The following is a 17,423-nucleotide window of genomic DNA, read 5'->3' on the forward strand; positions in this document are numbered from 1 at the left end:
CAGATGCCTCGCCGCGAAGTCCAGCTCCATCCGGACCTGCTTGATCCGCTCCTCCACCACCAGCGAGCCGTGGCCCGCGTCGTACCGGTACACCTCGTGCGGCGCGCCCCGGGCCGCCAGGCGGTCGACGTAGTTCTCCACCTGCTGGATCGGGCAGCGCGGATCGTTGACACCGGCAGAGATGTAGACCGGCGCCCGCACGGCGTCGACGTACGTGATCGGCGACGACGCCTCGAACCGCTCCGGCACCTCCTCCGGCGTGCCGCCCAGGAGCGTGCGGTCCATCGCCTTGAGGGCCTCCATCTCGTCGTCGTACGCCGTCACGTAGTCCGCGACCGGCACGGCCGCCAGCCCCACCGCCCACACGTCGGGCTGCGTGCCGAGGCCGAGCAGCGTCAGGTAGCCGCCCCACGATCCCCCCGACAGGACCAGCTTCGCCGGGTCCGCGAGACCGGAGGCCACCGCCCACTCCCGGACCGCCGCGATGTCCTCCAGCTCGATCAGCCCGACCCGGTGCTTGAGCGCGTCCGTCCAGTCGCGCCCGTACCCCGTCGACCCGCGGTAGTTGACCCGTACCACCGCGAACCCGTGGTCCACCCACGCGGCGGGACCGGCCGCGAACGCGTCGCTGTCGTGCCACGTCGGCCCGCCGTGGATCTCGAAGACCGTCGGGAACGGCCCCTCACCCGCCGGCCGCTGCACCAGCGCGTGCACCCGCCCGCCGGGACCCGCCACCCACGCGTCCTCCACCGGCACCGACGCGGGCGCGGCGGGACCGGGGGGATCGAGCACGACCCCGCCCGCCGTGGACCGTACCTCCGGCGGCAGCTCGGCCGACGACCACAGGTACTCGACGCTCCCGTCCGGCCGGGCCGTCGCCCCCACCACCGTCCCGGGCGGGGTGTCCACCTGGATCAGCGCGCGCCGGACGAAGTCGTACCGCCACAGCTCGTCGCGCGCCTCGAAGCTGTGCGTGACCAGCAGCCCCGACCCGTCCGGATACCACTCGGCATTGACGTCCCCGGGCAGCTCGATGGCGAGATCGGTCTCCTCGCCGGTCAGCGGGTCCCAGATGACCGGCTCCCAGCGCCCCCGCCGCTGATGCCCGACGAGCAGCCGGCTGTCCCCGGCCACCGGCGCGAACCCCAGCACCTCAAGACCCAGCTCGCGCGTCCCGCCCGCGGTGTCGTCGAGCTCGGCGACCACCGAACCGTCCAGCCGCAGCACCCGTACCGCCGAGTGCATCGCGTCCCCGTGCTCGGTGTGCTCGATCGCGAGCAGATCGCCGTCGTACGACAGGTCCCCGACCCCGGCGGACTCCCGGTGACGGTAGATCTCGACGGGCGGCTGCCCGGGCCGTACGACATGGAGGGTCGACCCGTCCTCGTCGGTGGACCGCCCCACGACGGAGGTGCCGTCCCGACCGAGCGCCAGCCCGCCCGGATAGGAGGGAGCGAGCCCCGGTGTCGCGGGCTCGTCCCCGGCCCCCGCACCCGCCCCGGTCCCGGACGGGGAGGTCACGAAGGGCTGACGCATCCAGACCCCGAACTCGTCCCCGTCGGTGTCGGAGAACCACCAGATCCACTCGCCGTCGGGAGACAGCACCCCGTCCGTGGTCCCGTTCGGCCGGTCCGTCGCCTGCCGCTGCTCGCCCGTGGTCCTGTCCCACGTGTACAGCTCGAACGTCCCCGTCGCGTTCGACACGAACAGCGCCCGCTGCGGAGCGTCCTCCGCCCAGTCGGGCAGCGAAACCCGCGGCGCCCGGAAGCGCTTCTCCCAATCCGGCATCGAACCGGTGATCTGAGTCATGACCCCATTCTGCGCCCGGGCCAGGACATTCGGTCGGCGTACCGCCCAGCCTGTGGACAACTGCCTGTGGATAACTCTCCCGGCCAGGTCCGAGATGCGCTGCCCTGCCGCCGGGGGCACTGTGGGGGGCGGACGCGTCACGGAATCGAAGCCGAGGACCAGACGATGGCTGCTTCACCCCAGGCCGGGGCCGAAGGCTCCACGATGTACGACGAGCTGCTCGCCGTACACATGATCATGCGCCGGGGCGCCGCTCTCGTCACCGCGTCGTTCGCACGGCTGACCGCCGGGGAGGCGGTCGACGTCAGGACGCTGGTCAGGACGTCCCGCTGGCTGATCGAATTCGTGCATCACCACCACGCGAGCGAGGACGAACTCCTCTGGCCGGTCCTCCGCGGCCTCTTCCCGTCCTCGATCGCCGTACTGGACGGCCTGACCGTCGAACACGGAGCACTGGACACGGAGCTGCACACCCTGGCCAGGGCGGTGGACGGCATCGCCGACCCGGACGTCACGGGGGAGCGCGCGAGGACCCTGGCGGTCGTCGGCCAGGCGGCCCTCGCCGGCCTGCCGTCGGCGCAGAAGGTCCAGGACCTCCTGGCGACACACCTGGACCGGGAGGAACCGGTCCTGCACGACCTCTTCCCCCAGGTCCCGGACGCCGACATCATCCGGGTCCGCAAGGCGATCGTCCACGGGGCGCCGCGCCACAGCCCGTACCTGGTGTTCGGCCTGATGGAGGACCCGGTCCGGGTGCCGGGCTACGAGGCGATGGCCGCGAACTTCCCCGCCCCTCTGCGCCGACTGCGCCCGCTGCTCCTGACCCGCTACCGCAGCACCAAGAAGTCCCTGGGCGCGACGCGCTGACGGCTTCGTACGGGACGCGGGGCCGGGGGCCTGGATGGGGGGGTACGGCGGCTCGTATCAGCGCCCTCGTGGCTCGTACCACCGCCCTCGCGCCGGACGTGCCCCGCGCGCGCCGCCGCCGATGCACTGTGCGCCCTCTCCGGCGAGGGGTGCGGGGCTATTGAATGCCGGGGAGCGCGGACGGTCACCCACACCCACGCACGACACGAGCGGGAGTGCGTATGGCGAGGCGGAAAACCCCCACCGGCGAAAGCAACACAACAGAGTCCGAGGAACTGCTCTTCGGCGGAGCCCTGCGGTACGACATGGGCTGGAACAAGCACGAGGACGCATTCCTCCAGCTGAACCTACGATCCATGGTCACGCGCCTGCCACGACTGCTGCGTACGACAGGGCAGTTGGCGTGGGAGGCGGACCGAAGCGCCCTGAGGCTGGTCGCGTTCGCCGAGGCCGGGAGGGGGATCAGCCAGGCGGTCGGCCTGATCGCCGTCAACCGCGTCCTCTCCCACCTCCTCGGCGAAGGCACCACGGCCGAACGACTCACCGACGCGGGCGGCGCGTTGGTGCTCGCGGGAAGTACGGCGCTGGTGGGCGCGGTGCTGCGGGCCCTGGCCACGGCGGGCACGGGCCAACTGGAACCGAAGGTCGAACGGGTCGCCACCGAGCGGTACTTGTCGCACACGGCCCGCGTGGAGTTGGAGGCGGTCGAGGACGACGAGTTCCACAAACTCCTCGACAGCGCCCAGTACGGGGCGAGTTCGGCGCGCCGGATGGTGCAGTACTGCCAGAACGTCCTCAACGCCCTGATGTCCCTCGTCGCGGCCGCCGGCGTCCTGGCCGTACTGCATCCGGTGCTGCTGCCCCTGCTCGTCGCGATGACACTGCCCAGCGCGTGGGCCGCCCTGACGGTGGCCAGGCGCCGTTACGTCTCCTTCCAGGTCTGGGTGCAGCACTCCCGGGCCGGCCACCTCATCAGCCAGATGCTGATCTCCACGGACGCGGCACCCGAGATCCGCGTCCACGACGTCGGCCCCTTCCTCCTGCACCACTTCCGGGCGATGGCGCAGTCGCAGGAGGCGGAACAGCGCCGGCTGGCCAGGCTCGCCGCCCGTACGGGACTGATCGCGGCGGGCTGGACGGGGCTCGCCGCGGTCGCCGCGTACGCGACCCTCGGCGGACTGCTGTGGACGGGGTCGATGGCTCTGGCGGTGGGCGGTACGGCGGTGTTGGCGATCAGGAGCGGCTCGGCGAGCCTGGAGAACCTCGTCCTCCAGGTCAACTACCTGCACGAGGAAAGCCTGTTCGTTGGAGACCTGCACCGGCTCTGCGAGGAGGCGGTCACCCGGTCCATCCCGACGGGAGGCCTCCCGCTACCCCCCGACCCCTCCGAGATCACCTTCGAGAACGTGGAGTTCACCTACCGGGGCAAGGACAACAAGCGGGCGCTGGACGGCGTCAGCCTCACTATCCCGACGGGGAAGATCGTCGCGCTGGTGGGCGAGAACGGCAGCGGCAAGAGCACCCTGATCAAGCTGCTCTGCGGCCTCTACCAACCGGACTCGGGCCGCATCCTGTGGGACGGCGTGGACGCGTCGAAGGCCGACCGCCAGGAACTGGTCTCGCGGGTGGCGGTGGTGGGACAGGACTTCTACCGCTGGCCGTTCACGGCGGCGGTGAACATCAGCATCGGCAGAGCCGACGTACCATCCACTTCCCAACGCCTCGACGAGGCGGCCCGCTACGCGGGCGCGGACTCCCTGATCGCCGAACTCCCCCGAGGCTGGCAGACGTTGCTGGCCCGCGGCTACAAGGGAGGTCACCAACTCTCAGGCGGCGAATGGCAACGCCTCGGCCTCGGCCGCGCCCACTACCGCGCCGGCCAGATCCTCATCGTCGACGAACCGACCTCGGCCCTCGACGCCAAGGCGGAACAACGCCTCTTCGAACAAATCCGCACCCTCGCCGACGCGGGCCAAACGGTCATCCTCATCACCCACCGCCTGGGCTCGGTCCGCGCGGCAGACCTGATTCACGTCCTGGACCAGGGCCGAGTAGCAGAAAGCGGCACGTTCCCCGCCCTGATCGCCAACGACAACAAGGGCCCCAAACTCTTCCGCTCCCTCTACGAACTCCAAGCAGCCCAATACGCCACAACCCCCACTCGACCGCTCCCCGCCCAACAGGCCACAACCACCCCCTGAGACCGGCTGAACGCACCCCTTGATACGGGTGACCCATCCACCTGGCACACCAGCTCCGCATGCTCGGTCATGCAACAGATCGTGAAATCCAAATCTGACAACGCCACCTGCCGACCACCGGCAGGGACCCTCACCCTCCACACCGGTGAAGAGGGCACCGAGGCGGTGGATCTTGCCCCGCGAATCGGCCCCTCATAGGTTGACCACATGGGTCTCCGGAATAATCTTCGGCAAGCTGTGAAGGCCGCCTGACCTGCCGCTTCTCAGACTTCGAGATCCATGAGACGGTGCCGGGCCGCGCGCCACACCTCTTCGAATTCCTGGAAGGTCATGGGCATCTCGATGTGCCCTTCCCAGTCGGTGACGGGCAGTTCGGCGGTGAAGCCGTACCGGGCGTCAACATCCCCGGCGGACGCCGCCGCGACAGGCCGCCGCGCAGGCCCTTCGAGTTCAACTTGCCGGCTCACCCACCCGTCGTCACCGACCTCGAAGTAGAACCACGTGTCCTCTTCGTCCCAGTAGCTACGGAACCATCTGCTCACCAACTCCTCCTGACCACCGACCTCCTCCCCACTCCACTCCCACCAGGGTCATCCGACCAGACGACGAGCCGTACGTTCTCCGCGCCGTGCAGCCCACTCAGTGTCCGCATGACCTCCCAGACGGGTCCCCAGTGGGTGATGTCGCTGGCGACCGCACGACGGCTATGTACGCCAGAGCCATCGGTCGCGTCCCAGTCGGCGGCGCTCAACTCGGCCCAGGAGATCCAGGTGGTGCCATGGACGTACGCGGCTCCGCCGTACGCGGAGAAGTCGGCACGCACCCCGTCGGACGTGTCCTCCGGCAGACCACGATCCGCGGCCAGCGGCCGGAACCCGAAGGTGTTGCGCACGCCGAAGAGACAGGCGAGCGCGTCGTAGGCGTTGCCGACGCTGAGGACGAACAGATCGATGGCGCCCACCCAGACCGTATCTTCATCGTCCTCGCCCTAGAGCAGGACTCCAGGCCTGCACTCGATCATTCCGCTGACGTCCGTGGACATGCCCGAATTCTCGCGGGCACGGGCAGCACCTGTCTTCAGGGTTTCACAACGGTACTTCCCGGTGCCCGAGGCGGCCGATCAAACACCACTGCGCCCCAAGCCGACCGAAGCCCATGAACGCATCCGAGCACCTGCGCTCACGCGCAGGGCCCGCCACAACATCCGACCTGATGGCCTCACTTGGATGGTCCTTGCGGCTGGCAGCGCCCAGGGTTGTTCGCGGTTGTACGACCCAGTGGGACACTCAACGGGCACTCAGCAGGATGGGCGTTGTCAGTGGTGACTGTTAGCCGGACAGGGGTTCCCGGACGACTACGTCCCAGGATCCCGAGTGGCTCCGCACCCACCCCCCTCACACGCGGGCCGCACAGTTGCCGGGCGCCGAAGAACTCAAGCCGCACGAGTCAACCACGAGAGAGACGCGGACCTCCTTCATCTTGATCTTGTCGGATCGAGAGATCCCGTTCGAAGAGATTTCCCGCGTGGTCGGCCACTCCAGTACTGCCGTGACGGAGGAGGTCTACCGGAAGCAGATTCGCCCGGTGATCCAGACTGGGGCCGTGGCTATGGACGGGATCTTCGGCGTGGGGCCTCGTCTGGAGCGGTAGTCACGCAGATAGTCACGCACAACGAATCAGGGCCACCGACTCACGTGAGTCGGTGGCCCTGATCTGCTACCCAGCTGTCGGGGTGGCGGGATTTGAACCCACGACCTCTTCGTCCCGAATGAGGCCCTGCCCGCCCGTTGGCCTGTGGGATTTGGGAAGTCGCAGGTCAGGGGGTGGGTGGGGGTTGGTCTGAGCGGGTCTTGGGAGGCGGTTTTTTCCATGATCGTCTCCCAATATTCTCCCAGAGAAGTGGGCTCTTCCTGCAGCAATGCTGCGCTTGCCTCGCAGGGGTGGCAGCTGATGCGGCTGCCACCCCGTCTCCTTGTCTTCTTTCACTCGCCTCGGTCAGGTCGACGACGGCAGACCGTCGGTTGCTCCTGCTCCCGGCAGCGTGTCGTCGTACCGCATGCCCTGCTGGCCGGGGATGGAGGCCGAAGAAAGGGCGGAGGTCTTGCGAGGGCCGAACATCAGATTCGACGGCTGCTGCGTCCGTCGGTCGGACACCACGATCCCACCCCGCCACTTCCCTCCGGCGTCCTGGTAACGGAACTGCAGCTTCTTCAGCCGTTGACCGAACTGCTCTCGCAGCGGCCGATAAGCGTCGTCGCAGTGCACGTTCCACGTCACGTCGCTCAGGTATGCATGACACGCGATCGGAAACAGGAGGGAGGACACCAGCAAATCAGCGACTTGGAGAAGCGTGTGAGTGTCGCTGTGCCCGAAGACCGGGGACTCGATGACCCCGCGCAGGCTGTCCCCACCCGTGCGGTACTTGCGGGTGGTCACGCAGTGGACGTTGGGGGCGTTCTTCACCTTTGTACGGCTGTCGAGCACCATCATGCCGCGCGAGTGCTCATGGGCGAGCTGAGCCTGGAAGGTCTCGTTCAGCGCGGCGACGGAGGCCGGGTAGACCCCGGACTCGTCGAACGCCAGCCCCTCTTCCTTGATCCACACACGAGCGAGGATGCGCGCTTCGTGAGCCTCCAGCATGTCGAGGAGTGAAGCGATCAACTCCATGGCCGCACGCCGCCAGCCGTGGTTGCCGGCGCGGAGGTTCTTGCGAACGTCCGCGCCCTTGATCTCGTGCTGGATCACGTCCGAGAGCTGGTCCGCGTTCCGTAGCTGCGGCCGGTAATGCTTCTTGACGTCGAGGAAGGCCCAGGTGAGGGACCTGATGTGGTTCCGAGGCACGGTGAATCCGCCGACGACGAGGACTGGAGGGGCGTCCGGCCGCACAGGATCAAGTGTTTGCCCGTTGCCCGCCTCGTCGATGTAGCAAAGATGCACCGAACCTCCGTAAACACGTCTGTGGCCGCCCCCGAAGGGACGGCCACAGGGTCTGCGCAGCCATATGCGCGATGTTTTGCTTGCTGAATGGGATCCTGCCAAGGCAGCGACGAGTGGTCAAGACGGGCGTCACACTCGGTTGACCGGCGGGAGGGTTTCAGCCAGCCCCGGCATCGAAGCCGAGAACGTCGTCCAAGCGCACCGAGACCTGGGCGTGCGCCCGGCCGGTCCGCGGAAGATCTTGAACTGTGCCCGTGGCTCGACCGGCCGTAGTGCCCGTGCAGGCGGAAATGACGGACACCTGGGACGGCGGCATGCCCCCAAAGTCATCCTCGCTGCCGCCCGAGCTGGAGCGGAGTCCGGCCGTGCGGCCTGTTCTTGGCATCAGCCCTGGCTGGCTTTGCGGTGGTGACGCGTCTGCGCGGCGGTCCGGGCGCGATGGGGCGCGCGGACGTCGGTGTCTGAACGGCCGGGGCCGTATCGGAGACCGCAACGTGGCCTTCTGGGGGGCTCCATGGTCGTAGGATCCACGGTGTGATTACCGGCGAACTGAAGAGTAAGGTGGGGCGTGTCTGGGACGCGTTCTGGTCCGGCGGCATCTCCAACCCGTTGGAGGTGATGGAGCAGATCACGTACCTGCTCTTCGTCAAGCGGTTGGACGAGATCCAGACCCGTAAGGACCGCAAGGCGACAGCAACGGGCAAGCCTGACCCGGACCCCTTCTTCTCGGATGACCAGCAGGACCTACGCTGGCAGAACTTCAAGGTCAGGGACCCCGAGATCATGTACGGGCTTGTCGCCGATGGCGTCTTCCCGTACCTGCGCCGCATGGGCGGTGACGAATCGACGTACTCCCACCACATGAAGGACGCCCGGTTCACGATTCCCGGGCCGAACCTGCTGGCGAAGGTCGTCGACCTCCTCGACGGCATCTCGATGGACACCAGCGACACCAAGGGCGACATCTACGAGTACCTGCTCGCGAAGATCGCCACGTCGGGGCAAAACGGCCAGTTCCGCACGCCGCGGCATATCATCGACCTGATGGTCGAGATGACCCAGCCTGGACCTCGCGACGAGATCTGCGATCCGGCGTGCGGCACGGCCGGATTCCTGGTGCAGGCGGCGTCATACGTGCAGCGGGTGCATCGCGACGCGCTGCTGGGGGTTGAGCAGCGCAAGCACTTCAACGAGTCGATGTTCCACGGCTTCGACTTCGACAACACGATGCTGCGCATCGGTTCGATGAACATGCTGCTGCATGGCATTGAGAACCCTGACATCCGGCATCGCGACTCGCTCGCGGAGAGTGCAGCGGGCGAGGCTGAGCGTTACTCCCTGATCCTCGCGAATCCGCCCTTCGCGGGAAGCCTGGACTACGAGTCCACGGCCGTAGACCTCCTGCGCATCGTCAAGGCCAAGAAGACGGAACTGCTGTTCCTGGCATTGTTTTTGCGGCTCCTGAAGCCCGGTGGTCGGGCCGCTGTCATCGTCCCCGATGGCGTGCTCTTCGGCTCGACGAAGGCGCACAAGGAGTTGCGCCGTATTCTGGTGGAGGAGCAGCAAGTCCAGGCCGTAGTCAAGCTACCGAGCGGAGTGTTCAAACCGTACGCCGGTGTCTCGACTGCGATCCTGTTCTTCACAAAGACAGATTCGGGTGGCACTGACCACGTTTGGTTCTACGACGTGCAGGCGGACGGCCTGAGCTTGGACGACAAGCGTAACCCGCTGCTTCCGGAGGCGCGCTTGGGTGTCCGCCCGCAGGGCGACCCGCTGGCGATGGACGAGCTCCTGAAGAACAACCTCCCCGACATCCTGGCCCGCTGGCAGGAACGGGCCGGCACGGAGAGAAACCGGGCGCGGACCGAGCAGAGCTTCTGCGTACCCAAGGCGGACATCGCAGTCCAGGGCTACGACCTCTCCCTGAACTGCTACAAGGAGATTGTCCACGAAGAGATCGTGACGCGGACGCCGGCGGAGATCCTGGCTGATTTGGAGCAACTCAACGAAGAAATCGCCAAGGGCACGGCGGAGCTGAAAGGGATGTTCGCATGAGTTTCACATCCCTGCCGTTGGGTGAGATTGCTGAGATTAATCCTTCATATAAAAAGGCCATCGATCCTGAAACTGAGGTGTCGTTTCTGGGTATGGCAGATGTTTCTGAGCTCGGAACTACGACTCCTGGTGTAACGCGGCGGTACGGTGAAGTGCGCAACGGTTACACGCCTTTCTATGCCGGCGATGTTCTTGTCGCGAAAATCGCGCCATGTTTCCAGAACGGCAAGATCGCGCAGGCGCAGCTTGAGCACGAAATCGGTGCAGGTTCTACGGAATTCCATGTTGTTCGACCTAAACAAGACGCGGACGCGCGATACTTGCTGAGATTCCTTCGACAACATTGGATCCGTATCGAGGGTGAGCTTCGGATGACTGGCAGCGGCGGTCAGAGGCGGGTTCCTGAAGCCTACTTGCGACGCCTCATGGTCCCGTTGCCGCCGCTTGCGGAGCAGAAGCGCATCGCCGCTGCCCTTGACCATCTGGACGCGCTCCGTGCCATGCTTCGCGAGGCCATTGCCCTCCTCGACGACCTCGCCCAGTCCGTCTTCGTTGACATGTTCGGTGATCCTATCGTTAATTCGAGAGGCTGGCCGCGGCGGAAACTGGGGAAAATGGGAACCCTTGATCGAGGCGTCTCCAAGCATCGCCCTCGGAATGATCCAGCCTTGCTGGGTGGAGAGTTCCCTCTGATTCAGACAGGAGACGTTGCCGGTTCCGGTGGATATATCACCAGTTTTACCTCCACCTATTCTGACATCGGTCTGAATCAAAGCAGGATTTGGCCCGCAGGAACCTTGTGCATCACTATTGCGGCAAATATTGCCAAGGCGGGCATTCTCACATTTGATGCATGTTTTCCTGACAGTGTGGTTGGATTTACCGCAAGTCCGGCGAAAGTTGAATACATTCGAGCCTGGCTGTCGTTCCTTCAGGAGACGCTGGAGGCTTCCGCCTCTGAGTCTGCGCAGAAAAATATCAATCTTGCCGTCCTTCGCGGTCTGGAAATTCCTTACCCGGGCGAGGATCTGATCCGAGTATTTTCGGAACGCGTAAAGGCTATTGAAGCGTCCAAGGGCGCCAACCGCACCCACCTAGCAGCCCTTGACGAACTCTTCACCTCTCTGGAACAGCGTGCCTTCACCGGTATGCTCTGGAATCATGAAGCGACCGGCGACGCGGCGTAAGCAGCCCCCGCCGTACCTGGTGCTCAGCACCGACTGCACCACGCCACCGCCACAGCCGGGCAGGGGGGCTCGGCCCAGGGGGTTCTGCCGTAGGAGACGGGCAAGATGCGTTGGCCTCGTACGGGCTGGGACGTCCAGGGAACGTATGACAGGCCGGCGCAACAGGGGAGGGACATCGGCATGGGTAACGAGCAGCACAGCGATGATCAGGGGCAAGCCGAGCAGAACAAGCACGCCCGTGATCGCGCCGCCTCCGGCAGCATCGCCGGTGCCGCAGGCGGCAACTTCGCCTTCCTCCGTGCCGAATGGCCCGCCCTCTGCGACGAAGCGACGCGCGCTGAGCGGCTGATCCACCACGACCCCCGAGCCGCCTGCTTCTACTCCCGCCGCGCCATCGAGATCGCGGCCCGCTGGATGTACGACAAGGACAGCAGCCTCAGTCAGCCCTACAAGAAGGACCTCGCGGCGATGCTCCACGAGCCGACCTTTCGGCAGCTCGTGGGGCCGAGGGTCAACGCCAAGATGGACCTCATCCGTCGGCATGGGAACAATGCCGTGCACAAGGCCGCCCCCGTCCCGAAATCCATCGCTGAGGCAAGCGTCAGGGAGCTGTTCCACTCCCTCTACTGGTTCGCCCGGACCTATACTCTCCGGCCCGCCGCACTGCCCCCCGCCGGCCTGGAATTCGACACCAGCGTCGTGCCGCGTCCGCTCTCCCCTCAGGCGCGCGCTCTAAGGCAAGCCGAGCTTAAGGCCAAGGACGCGCAGGACGAGGCCCGCTTCAAGCAGCAGGCCGAGCAGCTCGCGGCCGAGCGCGCTCAGAACGCGGACCTGGCTCGCCAACTCGAAGAGCTCAGGGCACAGATCGCCGCCGCGAAGGCCGCCAACCAGGCTGTGCAGGACACCCACGACTACGACGAGCAGGCGACCCGCGACGCGTTCATAGACCTGCTCCTCAAAGAAGCGGGCTGGGATCTCCTCACGCCCGGTAAGGACACGGAGTACGCGATCGCCTCCGGTATGCCCACCAAGAGCGGCAGGGGCTATGTCGACTACGTGCTTTGGGGCGACGACGGCAAGCCTCTCGCCGTGATCGAGGCCAAGCGGACCCGGCGTGACGCCCGGGACGGGCAGCAGCAGGCGAAGCTGTATGCAGACGCGCTCGAAAGCCAGTTCAACCGCCGCCCGGTGATCTTCTACACCAACGGATACGAGACCTACCTCTGGGACGACGGGCTTGGCTACCCGCCCCACCAGGTGCAGGGGTTCTTCACGAGGGACGAGCTGCACTGGCACATCCGGCAGCGTGCCGGGCGTCTCTCCCTGATGACCACACCGGTGAACGAGAAGATCGCTGGCCGTCCCTACCAGCTTCGTGCGATCAAGCGTGTGGGCGAGACCTTCGAGCGGGACCGGGGGCGGCAAGCGCTGCTCGTCATGGCGACCGGCACCGGCAAGACCCGTACCACCGTGGCCCTCGTGGACCAGTTGATGAAGGCGGGGTGGGCGCAGCGGGTGCTGTTCCTCGCCGACCGGCAGGCACTGGTCACCCAGGCGATGAAGGCGTTCAAGGAGAACCTGCCGAACACCCCGGTAGCCAGCCTCCTCGACGACAAGGGTGCGGCGGCCCGTGTCTACCTCTCCACGTACCAGACGATGATGAAGCAGATTGATGTCATCGAGGGCGCGGGCCGTCGCCGCTTCGGTCCCGGCTACTTCGACCTGATCGTGATCGACGAGGCACACCGCTCCGTGTACGCGAAGTACGGCGAGCTGTTCCGCTACTTCGACTCGCTGCTGCTCGGCCTGACCGCCACGCCCAAGGACGAGATCGACCACAACACGTACAAGCTGTTCGCCATGGAGGACGGGGTCCCGACCGACTCGTACGACCTCCAGGAAGCGGCCGCCGAGCACTATCTCGTCCTGCCCAAGGCGGTGAAGGTGCCGCTGAAGTTCATGGAGCACGGCATTCGTTACGCCGACCTCTCGGACGAGGAGAAGGCCGAGTGGGACGCCATGGAGTGGACCGAGGACGGTGACATCCCGGACGCGGTGAGCCGTGACGAGATGAACACGTACCTCTTCAACGACAACACCGTGGACAAGATGCTGGAGACGCTCATGACGCGTGGTCACCGTGTCGAGGGCGGCGACCGGCTCGGCAAGACGATCATCTTCGCCAAAAACACCGAACACGCCCGCTACATCGAGGCCCGGTACAACGCCAATTACCCGAAGGGCGCCGGCCATACAGCGCGCGTGATCACGTACAAGGAGACCTACGCACAGTCCCTCATTGACAGCTTCTCCAACCCGAAGAACCCGCCGAACGCTCCCGACATTGCCATCTCCGTCGACATGCTCGACACCGGTATCGACGTGCCCGAGGTGGTCAACCTGGTCTTCGCCAAGCCGGTCTTCTCCAGGACCAAATTCTGGCAGATGATCGGTCGCGGTACCCGCCTGCGTCCGGCCCTCTATGGTCCCGATACCACCAACCCCGCGCACAACAAGCAGAACTTCTACGTCTTCGACTTCTGCGGCAACATCGACTTCTTCAACAGCCAACTCGACCGGTCAGAGGGGCGCAGGGCCGCCACCCTCACCGAGCAGCTCCTGCGGCGCCAGCTTGACCTGGTCCGGGTCCTGGACAAGCGGCAGCAGCCCGATCCTGCACGCGATGCTGGTCCCGATGCGATCAGTACCGAGGCCGAGATCCGCTGGGCGCTGGCTCACCGGCTGCATCGGACTGTCACCGGTATGAACCTGGACAACTTCCTGGTACGCCCGCACCGTAGGGAGATCGAGGTCTTCGGTGAGTTCGGCAGCTGGCACCGGGTGGACGATGCTGCGGACACCGAGATCCGTGACCACCTGCTTGGTCTCCCCAGCGAGTTCCGTCCCGACGAAGAGACGGGCGAGGAGGCCAAGCGGTTCGACCTGATGGCGTACGGCCTCCAGCTCGCCGCGCTGGAAGGCGGTAAGGAGTTCGCCAAACTGCGCGCGAAGATCCAGGACATCGCGTCCAACCTGGTCACCAAGACCAACATCCCGGCGGTCGGCGAGCAGGCGGAACTTCTGGAAGCGGTGTCCGGCGAGGAGTGGTGGAACGACGTGACGCTCCCGATGCTGGAGGATATGCGGTGCCGTTTGCGCCAGCTCGCTCGGCTCACCGACCCCGCGGTCAAGCGAAACATCGTCTACACCGACTTCGTCGACGAGTTTGGCGACATCAGTGAGGCGGAGATCCAGGGCATGCCTCAAGGTACGGACGAGCAGCGCTTCAAGCAGAAGGCGCGGGCCTATCTCCTTCGCCACGAAGATCAGCCGGTGGTGCGCAAACTGCGCCTCAACGAGCAGATCACCGAGCTCGATCTTGCAAGTCTGGAGGAGGTTTTCCTCGCGGAGGCTGTCGCCTCGCCCGAAGACCTGGACGACGTGCGCTCCTCCGGAGGTCTCGGTCTGTTCGTGCGCGGGCTATGCGGGCTGGACCGGCAGGCCGCACAGAAGGCGTTCGAGACCTTCTGCGCTGGCAAGCAGCTCGGCTCCCGCCAGATCGACTTCCTGACGCTGATAATCGACACGGTTGTGCGGCGCGGAATCCTCAGCTTGGGAGACCTCTACGACGACTCGTTCGCTGACCTTGCGCCCGGCGGTCCGGACGACCTGTTCACGGGTGACGAGCTCGAACGCCTCAAGGTCATCTTCAAGGACCTGGAGCAGACGGCCAAGCCCATCACCCTCGCGGCATAGGCTCGGCGCCGCAGTGATCAAGGACGCTGGCTGAACATCGATACGAACGTGTCCTGGTGCCGAGTTTCGACGATCATGGCACCCGGACCGGGGGAGGGCTTGAGCTCGCTCGATTGCAGAGCAGCGAACGTCATGATCCGCTGATGCTGCCGTGCTCGAGGTAGACGGTCTTTCCGTCCGCTTTCGCTGCGAAGGCTGCATGGACTCGACGGGCGAGGCGGGGGATCAGGATGGTGTCGATCTGGTCCTCGTCGTGGAAGGCATGCTCGCCGATCTCCACGCCATCCGCGGTGATCTGGTCTCGATCTGCATCGGTGATGAGGCCGCCGTCAAAAACAAAGAGGAGTTTGTCGCCCTCGCTCGGGTGGGGTGCCCAGTCGGCGACGAGGAGGCGGCCGATGGGGGTGGTGAGGCCCAGCTCCTCCTTGAGCTCGCGGGCGGCTCCCTCGCTGGGGGTCTCCCCGGGGTGGAGGTAGCCGCCCGGGATCTCCCAGCCGTGCTTGTAGGTCGGATTGACCAGGAGGACGCGACCCGCCTCGTCGAAGATGAGCACGCCGGCAGCGGTGCGGGGCTGGGCTACTTCCTCTTGGGCCTGGGGCTCGCTCATGACGACGACTGTAGTCGCTGCGCCCGTCACCCCACGATGCGGAGCCGCTGGGCGACGCCCGCGAGTTGGTGGCTCGGCTTGCCCTTCTGCTGTCGGACCCAGGCGGTCACCAGGTGGCGGGAGATGAAGTGGTAGCGGACTTGCTCGGGGGCGAGTTCCTCGGCGTCCAGGACGAGGGCCAGGGCCTCGTCGGTGCTGTAGGCTCGGGCGACTTCGAGGGTGTGGCGGACGCGACGCTCCAGGGGAAGGGTGGAGGAGTCCACCCGGGGCCCCTGGTCGGCGGCGACCTGGACGTCGCCGAGTTCCATCGCGGTGGAGATACGGTGGATGGCCACATTGGTGGGGCCGAAGGCCGTCCACATGTGGTTGGCGTCCTGGCCGAGGCGCTGCGCCGCGCTGTCGGCCTCGGCAAGAAACGCGCGGACGGTGGCCCGGTCGTCGAGGCGGGCCGCGGCCACGGCCCCGACGAGGAAGAGGGTGCCGTAGACCGACACGTAGGTTGGGGAGGCGTCGGAGAGTCCTCCCTCCAGGTAGCCGGCGGAGTCGGTGACGAGGTCGCGGGCAGCAGCGAGCCGACCGTTGGAGAGGAGGCAGTGGGCGACGGACCGGAAGAGCGAGCCGGTGACATCGGGGTTCCCCGACTCCTGCGCCGCCCCCAAGCCTCGATCGGCTGCCATCCAGGCCAGATCCGCCTCGCCGATCTTCGTCAGCACCATTGCCGCGCCCTGGTACGCCATCGCCAGCAGCGCTTTCGCTTGTAGCTTGGCGTCTCCCTCATATCCACGCACTGCCCGTTGCGCGTCGGCCAGGATGTCCGGGATCAGCCGGGTAGCCCGGGTGTACTTGGCATCCTGGTAGGCCGACCATGCTGACCCGACCTCGGCACGCAGGATCTCAAGGTCAGGGAGGTCATGTGGCTTGTCGACCGCAAGCAGGGGCGACATGCGCTTGTAGTCCATGAGGGCTTCGCGTAAGCGAGGCACCGTGCCGGCCTGGCTGTTGCCGGCCCAGTCCAACAGCGACGGCTCAGCGAGGAGATCGCCGAGTTGCACGTCGAGAGCGTCCGCCAGAACCTTGATCACCGACAGCCGGTCGAGATCGATGCGGTTGTTCTCCACCTTGCTGAGCCAGTCGGCAGTCCGACCGGCCAATCCGGCGAGCACCTCCTGCGGCATGCCTCGCCGCCGCCGGTACCAGGCGACACGTTCGCCGATGCTCAAACTGTGGGTCATCTCCTGCATGCTTCCAGCCTGGCGTCGCCCGGTTCATGGACCCCGGAAGAATTTTCCGGGTTCCTCGCGGTTCATCCTCCTAGCGTTCTGACGTGGCATCAAGCAGTCGTCGGCACAGGCTGTTCCAGACGAGGGAGGCGTGGTTGATGGACCGATCAAGACAGCAGATGAGGCGCGTTCCTCCCGCCGTTCCCGCTGCCGTGGACGGTCCGCGCGTGCCTCTCTACGGGTCGGAGCGGGACAGCCCGGCAGGGGAGCGGGGTGTTCCCGAGAACGGGTTACTCGACGTTGACGGCGGCTGCGTGGTCCTGCAGATGACGTTCCTGAACTCGCCCAGCTCCGTACCCGCCATCCGCGCCCTGGTGCGGAGAGTCGCCGACGTATGGGGATACGAGATGCAGTTCATCGATGACGCCGAGCTTGTTGCGTCCGAGCTCACTGCCAACGCCGTGCTGCACTCTCAGGCCGACGCCTGCGACTGCTTCGACGTGCGCCTCAAGCCGGGATACCAGCGGCTCAGGATCGAAGTCGCGGACACCGGCTCCTCCCTCCCCCGCCAGAAGGCGCCGGGTTCCTCGACGGAGACGGGCCGCGGGCTGCTCCTGGTCGAGGCGCTCTGCGGGCGGTGGGGCGTCGAGCGAGAGACGCCAGGAGGCAAGACCGTCTGGGCCGAGCTTGTGACGAGTACGTCGTGAGACGGGCAGTCCCAACAGCCAGTTACGGGACGGGCACACCGTCGGACTTGGCAGACCCCGATTCAAGCCCCCTCGGA

General features: G+C 66.2%; 12 protein-coding genes and 1 pseudogene. 7 read left to right on the top strand and 6 right to left on the bottom strand.

The annotated features are described in order from the left end of the window. The coding region (locus GT042_RS07290) for a prolyl oligopeptidase family serine peptidase (RefSeq protein ID WP_161307888.1) at positions 1-1,809 on the bottom strand (1,809 nt) is incomplete at its 3' end. Between the two features lie 165 nt (positions 1,810-1,974). Here GT042_RS07290 and GT042_RS07295 point away from each other — a divergent pair. Both GT042_RS07295 and GT042_RS07300 read left to right on the top strand, forming a co-directional pair. Further along, on the top strand, positions 1,975-2,676 hold the full coding sequence (locus GT042_RS07295) for a hemerythrin domain-containing protein (RefSeq protein WP_161307889.1): 702 nt from the start codon (positions 1,975-1,977) through the stop codon (positions 2,674-2,676). A gap of 221 nt (positions 2,677-2,897) precedes the next feature. Beyond that, positions 2,898-4,877, top strand: coding sequence for an ABC transporter ATP-binding protein (locus GT042_RS07300; protein ID WP_161307890.1), 1,980 nt, complete (start codon positions 2,898-2,900; stop codon positions 4,875-4,877). 263 nt (positions 4,878-5,140) lie between these two features. Here the strand turns inward: GT042_RS07300 and GT042_RS07305 are convergent, their stop codons facing one another. Continuing rightward, a complete protein-coding gene (locus GT042_RS07305; protein ID WP_161307891.1) occupies positions 5,141-5,419 on the bottom strand; it encodes a hypothetical protein in 279 nt (92 codons plus the stop codon). Continuing rightward, positions 5,416-5,838, bottom strand: coding sequence for a hypothetical protein (locus GT042_RS07310; protein ID WP_345943705.1), 423 nt, complete (start codon positions 5,836-5,838; stop codon positions 5,416-5,418). Before GT042_RS07310 ends, GT042_RS07305 begins: the two co-directional genes overlap by 4 nt. 452 nt (positions 5,839-6,290) lie before the next feature. Between GT042_RS07310 and GT042_RS38795 the strand changes: the two are divergent. Then, a pseudogene (locus GT042_RS38795) lies at positions 6,291-6,527 on the top strand (site-specific integrase); the annotation flags it as partial. Positions 6,528-6,872: 345 nt separating this feature from the next. Here the strand turns inward: GT042_RS38795 and GT042_RS07320 are convergent. Then, positions 6,873-7,814, bottom strand: a complete 942-nt coding sequence (locus tag GT042_RS07320) for a DUF3800 domain-containing protein (protein ID WP_161307892.1) — start codon at positions 7,812-7,814, stop codon at positions 6,873-6,875. 534 nt (positions 7,815-8,348) lie between these two features. On the opposite strand from GT042_RS07320, the gene GT042_RS07325 reads away from it, so the two are divergent. The 3 genes from GT042_RS07325 to GT042_RS07335 all read left to right on the top strand — a co-directional run bounded on the left by GT042_RS07325 (position 8,349) and on the right by GT042_RS07335 (position 14,812). After that, entirely contained in the window at positions 8,349-9,869 is a 1,521-nt protein-coding gene (locus tag GT042_RS07325; protein ID WP_161307893.1) for a class I SAM-dependent DNA methyltransferase, read from the top strand. Then, positions 9,866-11,056, top strand: coding sequence for a restriction endonuclease subunit S (locus GT042_RS38065; RefSeq protein WP_202532468.1), 1,191 nt, complete (start codon positions 9,866-9,868; stop codon positions 11,054-11,056). The genes GT042_RS07325 and GT042_RS38065 overlap by 4 nt, the downstream gene beginning before the upstream one ends. Positions 11,057-11,236: 180 nt before the next feature. Beyond that, on the top strand, positions 11,237-14,812 hold the full coding sequence (locus GT042_RS07335; protein WP_161307894.1) for a DEAD/DEAH box helicase family protein: 3,576 nt from the start codon (positions 11,237-11,239) through the stop codon (positions 14,810-14,812). A 130-nt stretch (positions 14,813-14,942) separates the two neighbouring features. On the opposite strand, the gene GT042_RS07340 is transcribed toward GT042_RS07335, so the two are convergent. Together GT042_RS07340 and GT042_RS07345 are read right to left on the bottom strand one after the other, a co-directional pair. Beyond that, on the bottom strand, positions 14,943-15,419 hold the full coding sequence (locus GT042_RS07340) for an NUDIX hydrolase (protein WP_161307895.1): 477 nt from the start codon (positions 15,417-15,419) through the stop codon (positions 14,943-14,945). A 26-nt stretch (positions 15,420-15,445) separates the two neighbouring features. Next, a complete protein-coding gene (locus GT042_RS07345; protein WP_237530547.1) occupies positions 15,446-16,660 on the bottom strand; it encodes a helix-turn-helix transcriptional regulator in 1,215 nt (404 codons plus the stop codon). 206 nt (positions 16,661-16,866) lie between these two features. Between GT042_RS07345 and GT042_RS07350 the strand changes: the two genes are divergently transcribed. Further along, a complete protein-coding gene (locus GT042_RS07350) occupies positions 16,867-17,346 on the top strand; it encodes an ATP-binding protein (RefSeq protein ID WP_161307896.1) in 480 nt (159 codons plus the stop codon). Positions 17,347-17,423 lie beyond the last annotated feature (77 nt).

Origin of the sequence: Streptomyces sp. SID3212, assembly GCF_009865405.1 — a bacterium.
Taxonomy (GTDB): Bacteria; Actinomycetota; Actinomycetes; order Streptomycetales; family Streptomycetaceae; genus Streptomyces.

Bases quoted from the DNA above. Each gene is read 5' to 3' on its own strand.
- GT042_RS07295 (WP_161307889.1), top strand. From the start codon at position 1,975: ATGGCTGCTTCACCCCAGGCCGGGGCCGAAGGCTCCACGATGTACGAC.
- GT042_RS07300 (WP_161307890.1), top strand. From the start codon at position 2,898: ATGGCGAGGCGGAAAACCCCCACCGGCGAAAGCAACACAACAGAGTCC.
- GT042_RS38065 (WP_202532468.1), top strand. From the start codon at position 9,866: ATGAGTTTCACATCCCTGCCGTTGGGTGAGATTGCTGAGATTAATCCT.
- GT042_RS07335 (WP_161307894.1), top strand. From the start codon at position 11,237: ATGGGTAACGAGCAGCACAGCGATGATCAGGGGCAAGCCGAGCAGAAC.
- GT042_RS07340 (WP_161307895.1), bottom strand. From the start codon at position 15,419: ATGAGCGAGCCCCAGGCCCAAGAGGAAGTAGCCCAGCCCCGCACCGCT.
- GT042_RS07345 (WP_237530547.1), bottom strand. From the start codon at position 16,660: ATGCAGGAGATGACCCACAGTTTGAGCATCGGCGAACGTGTCGCCTGG.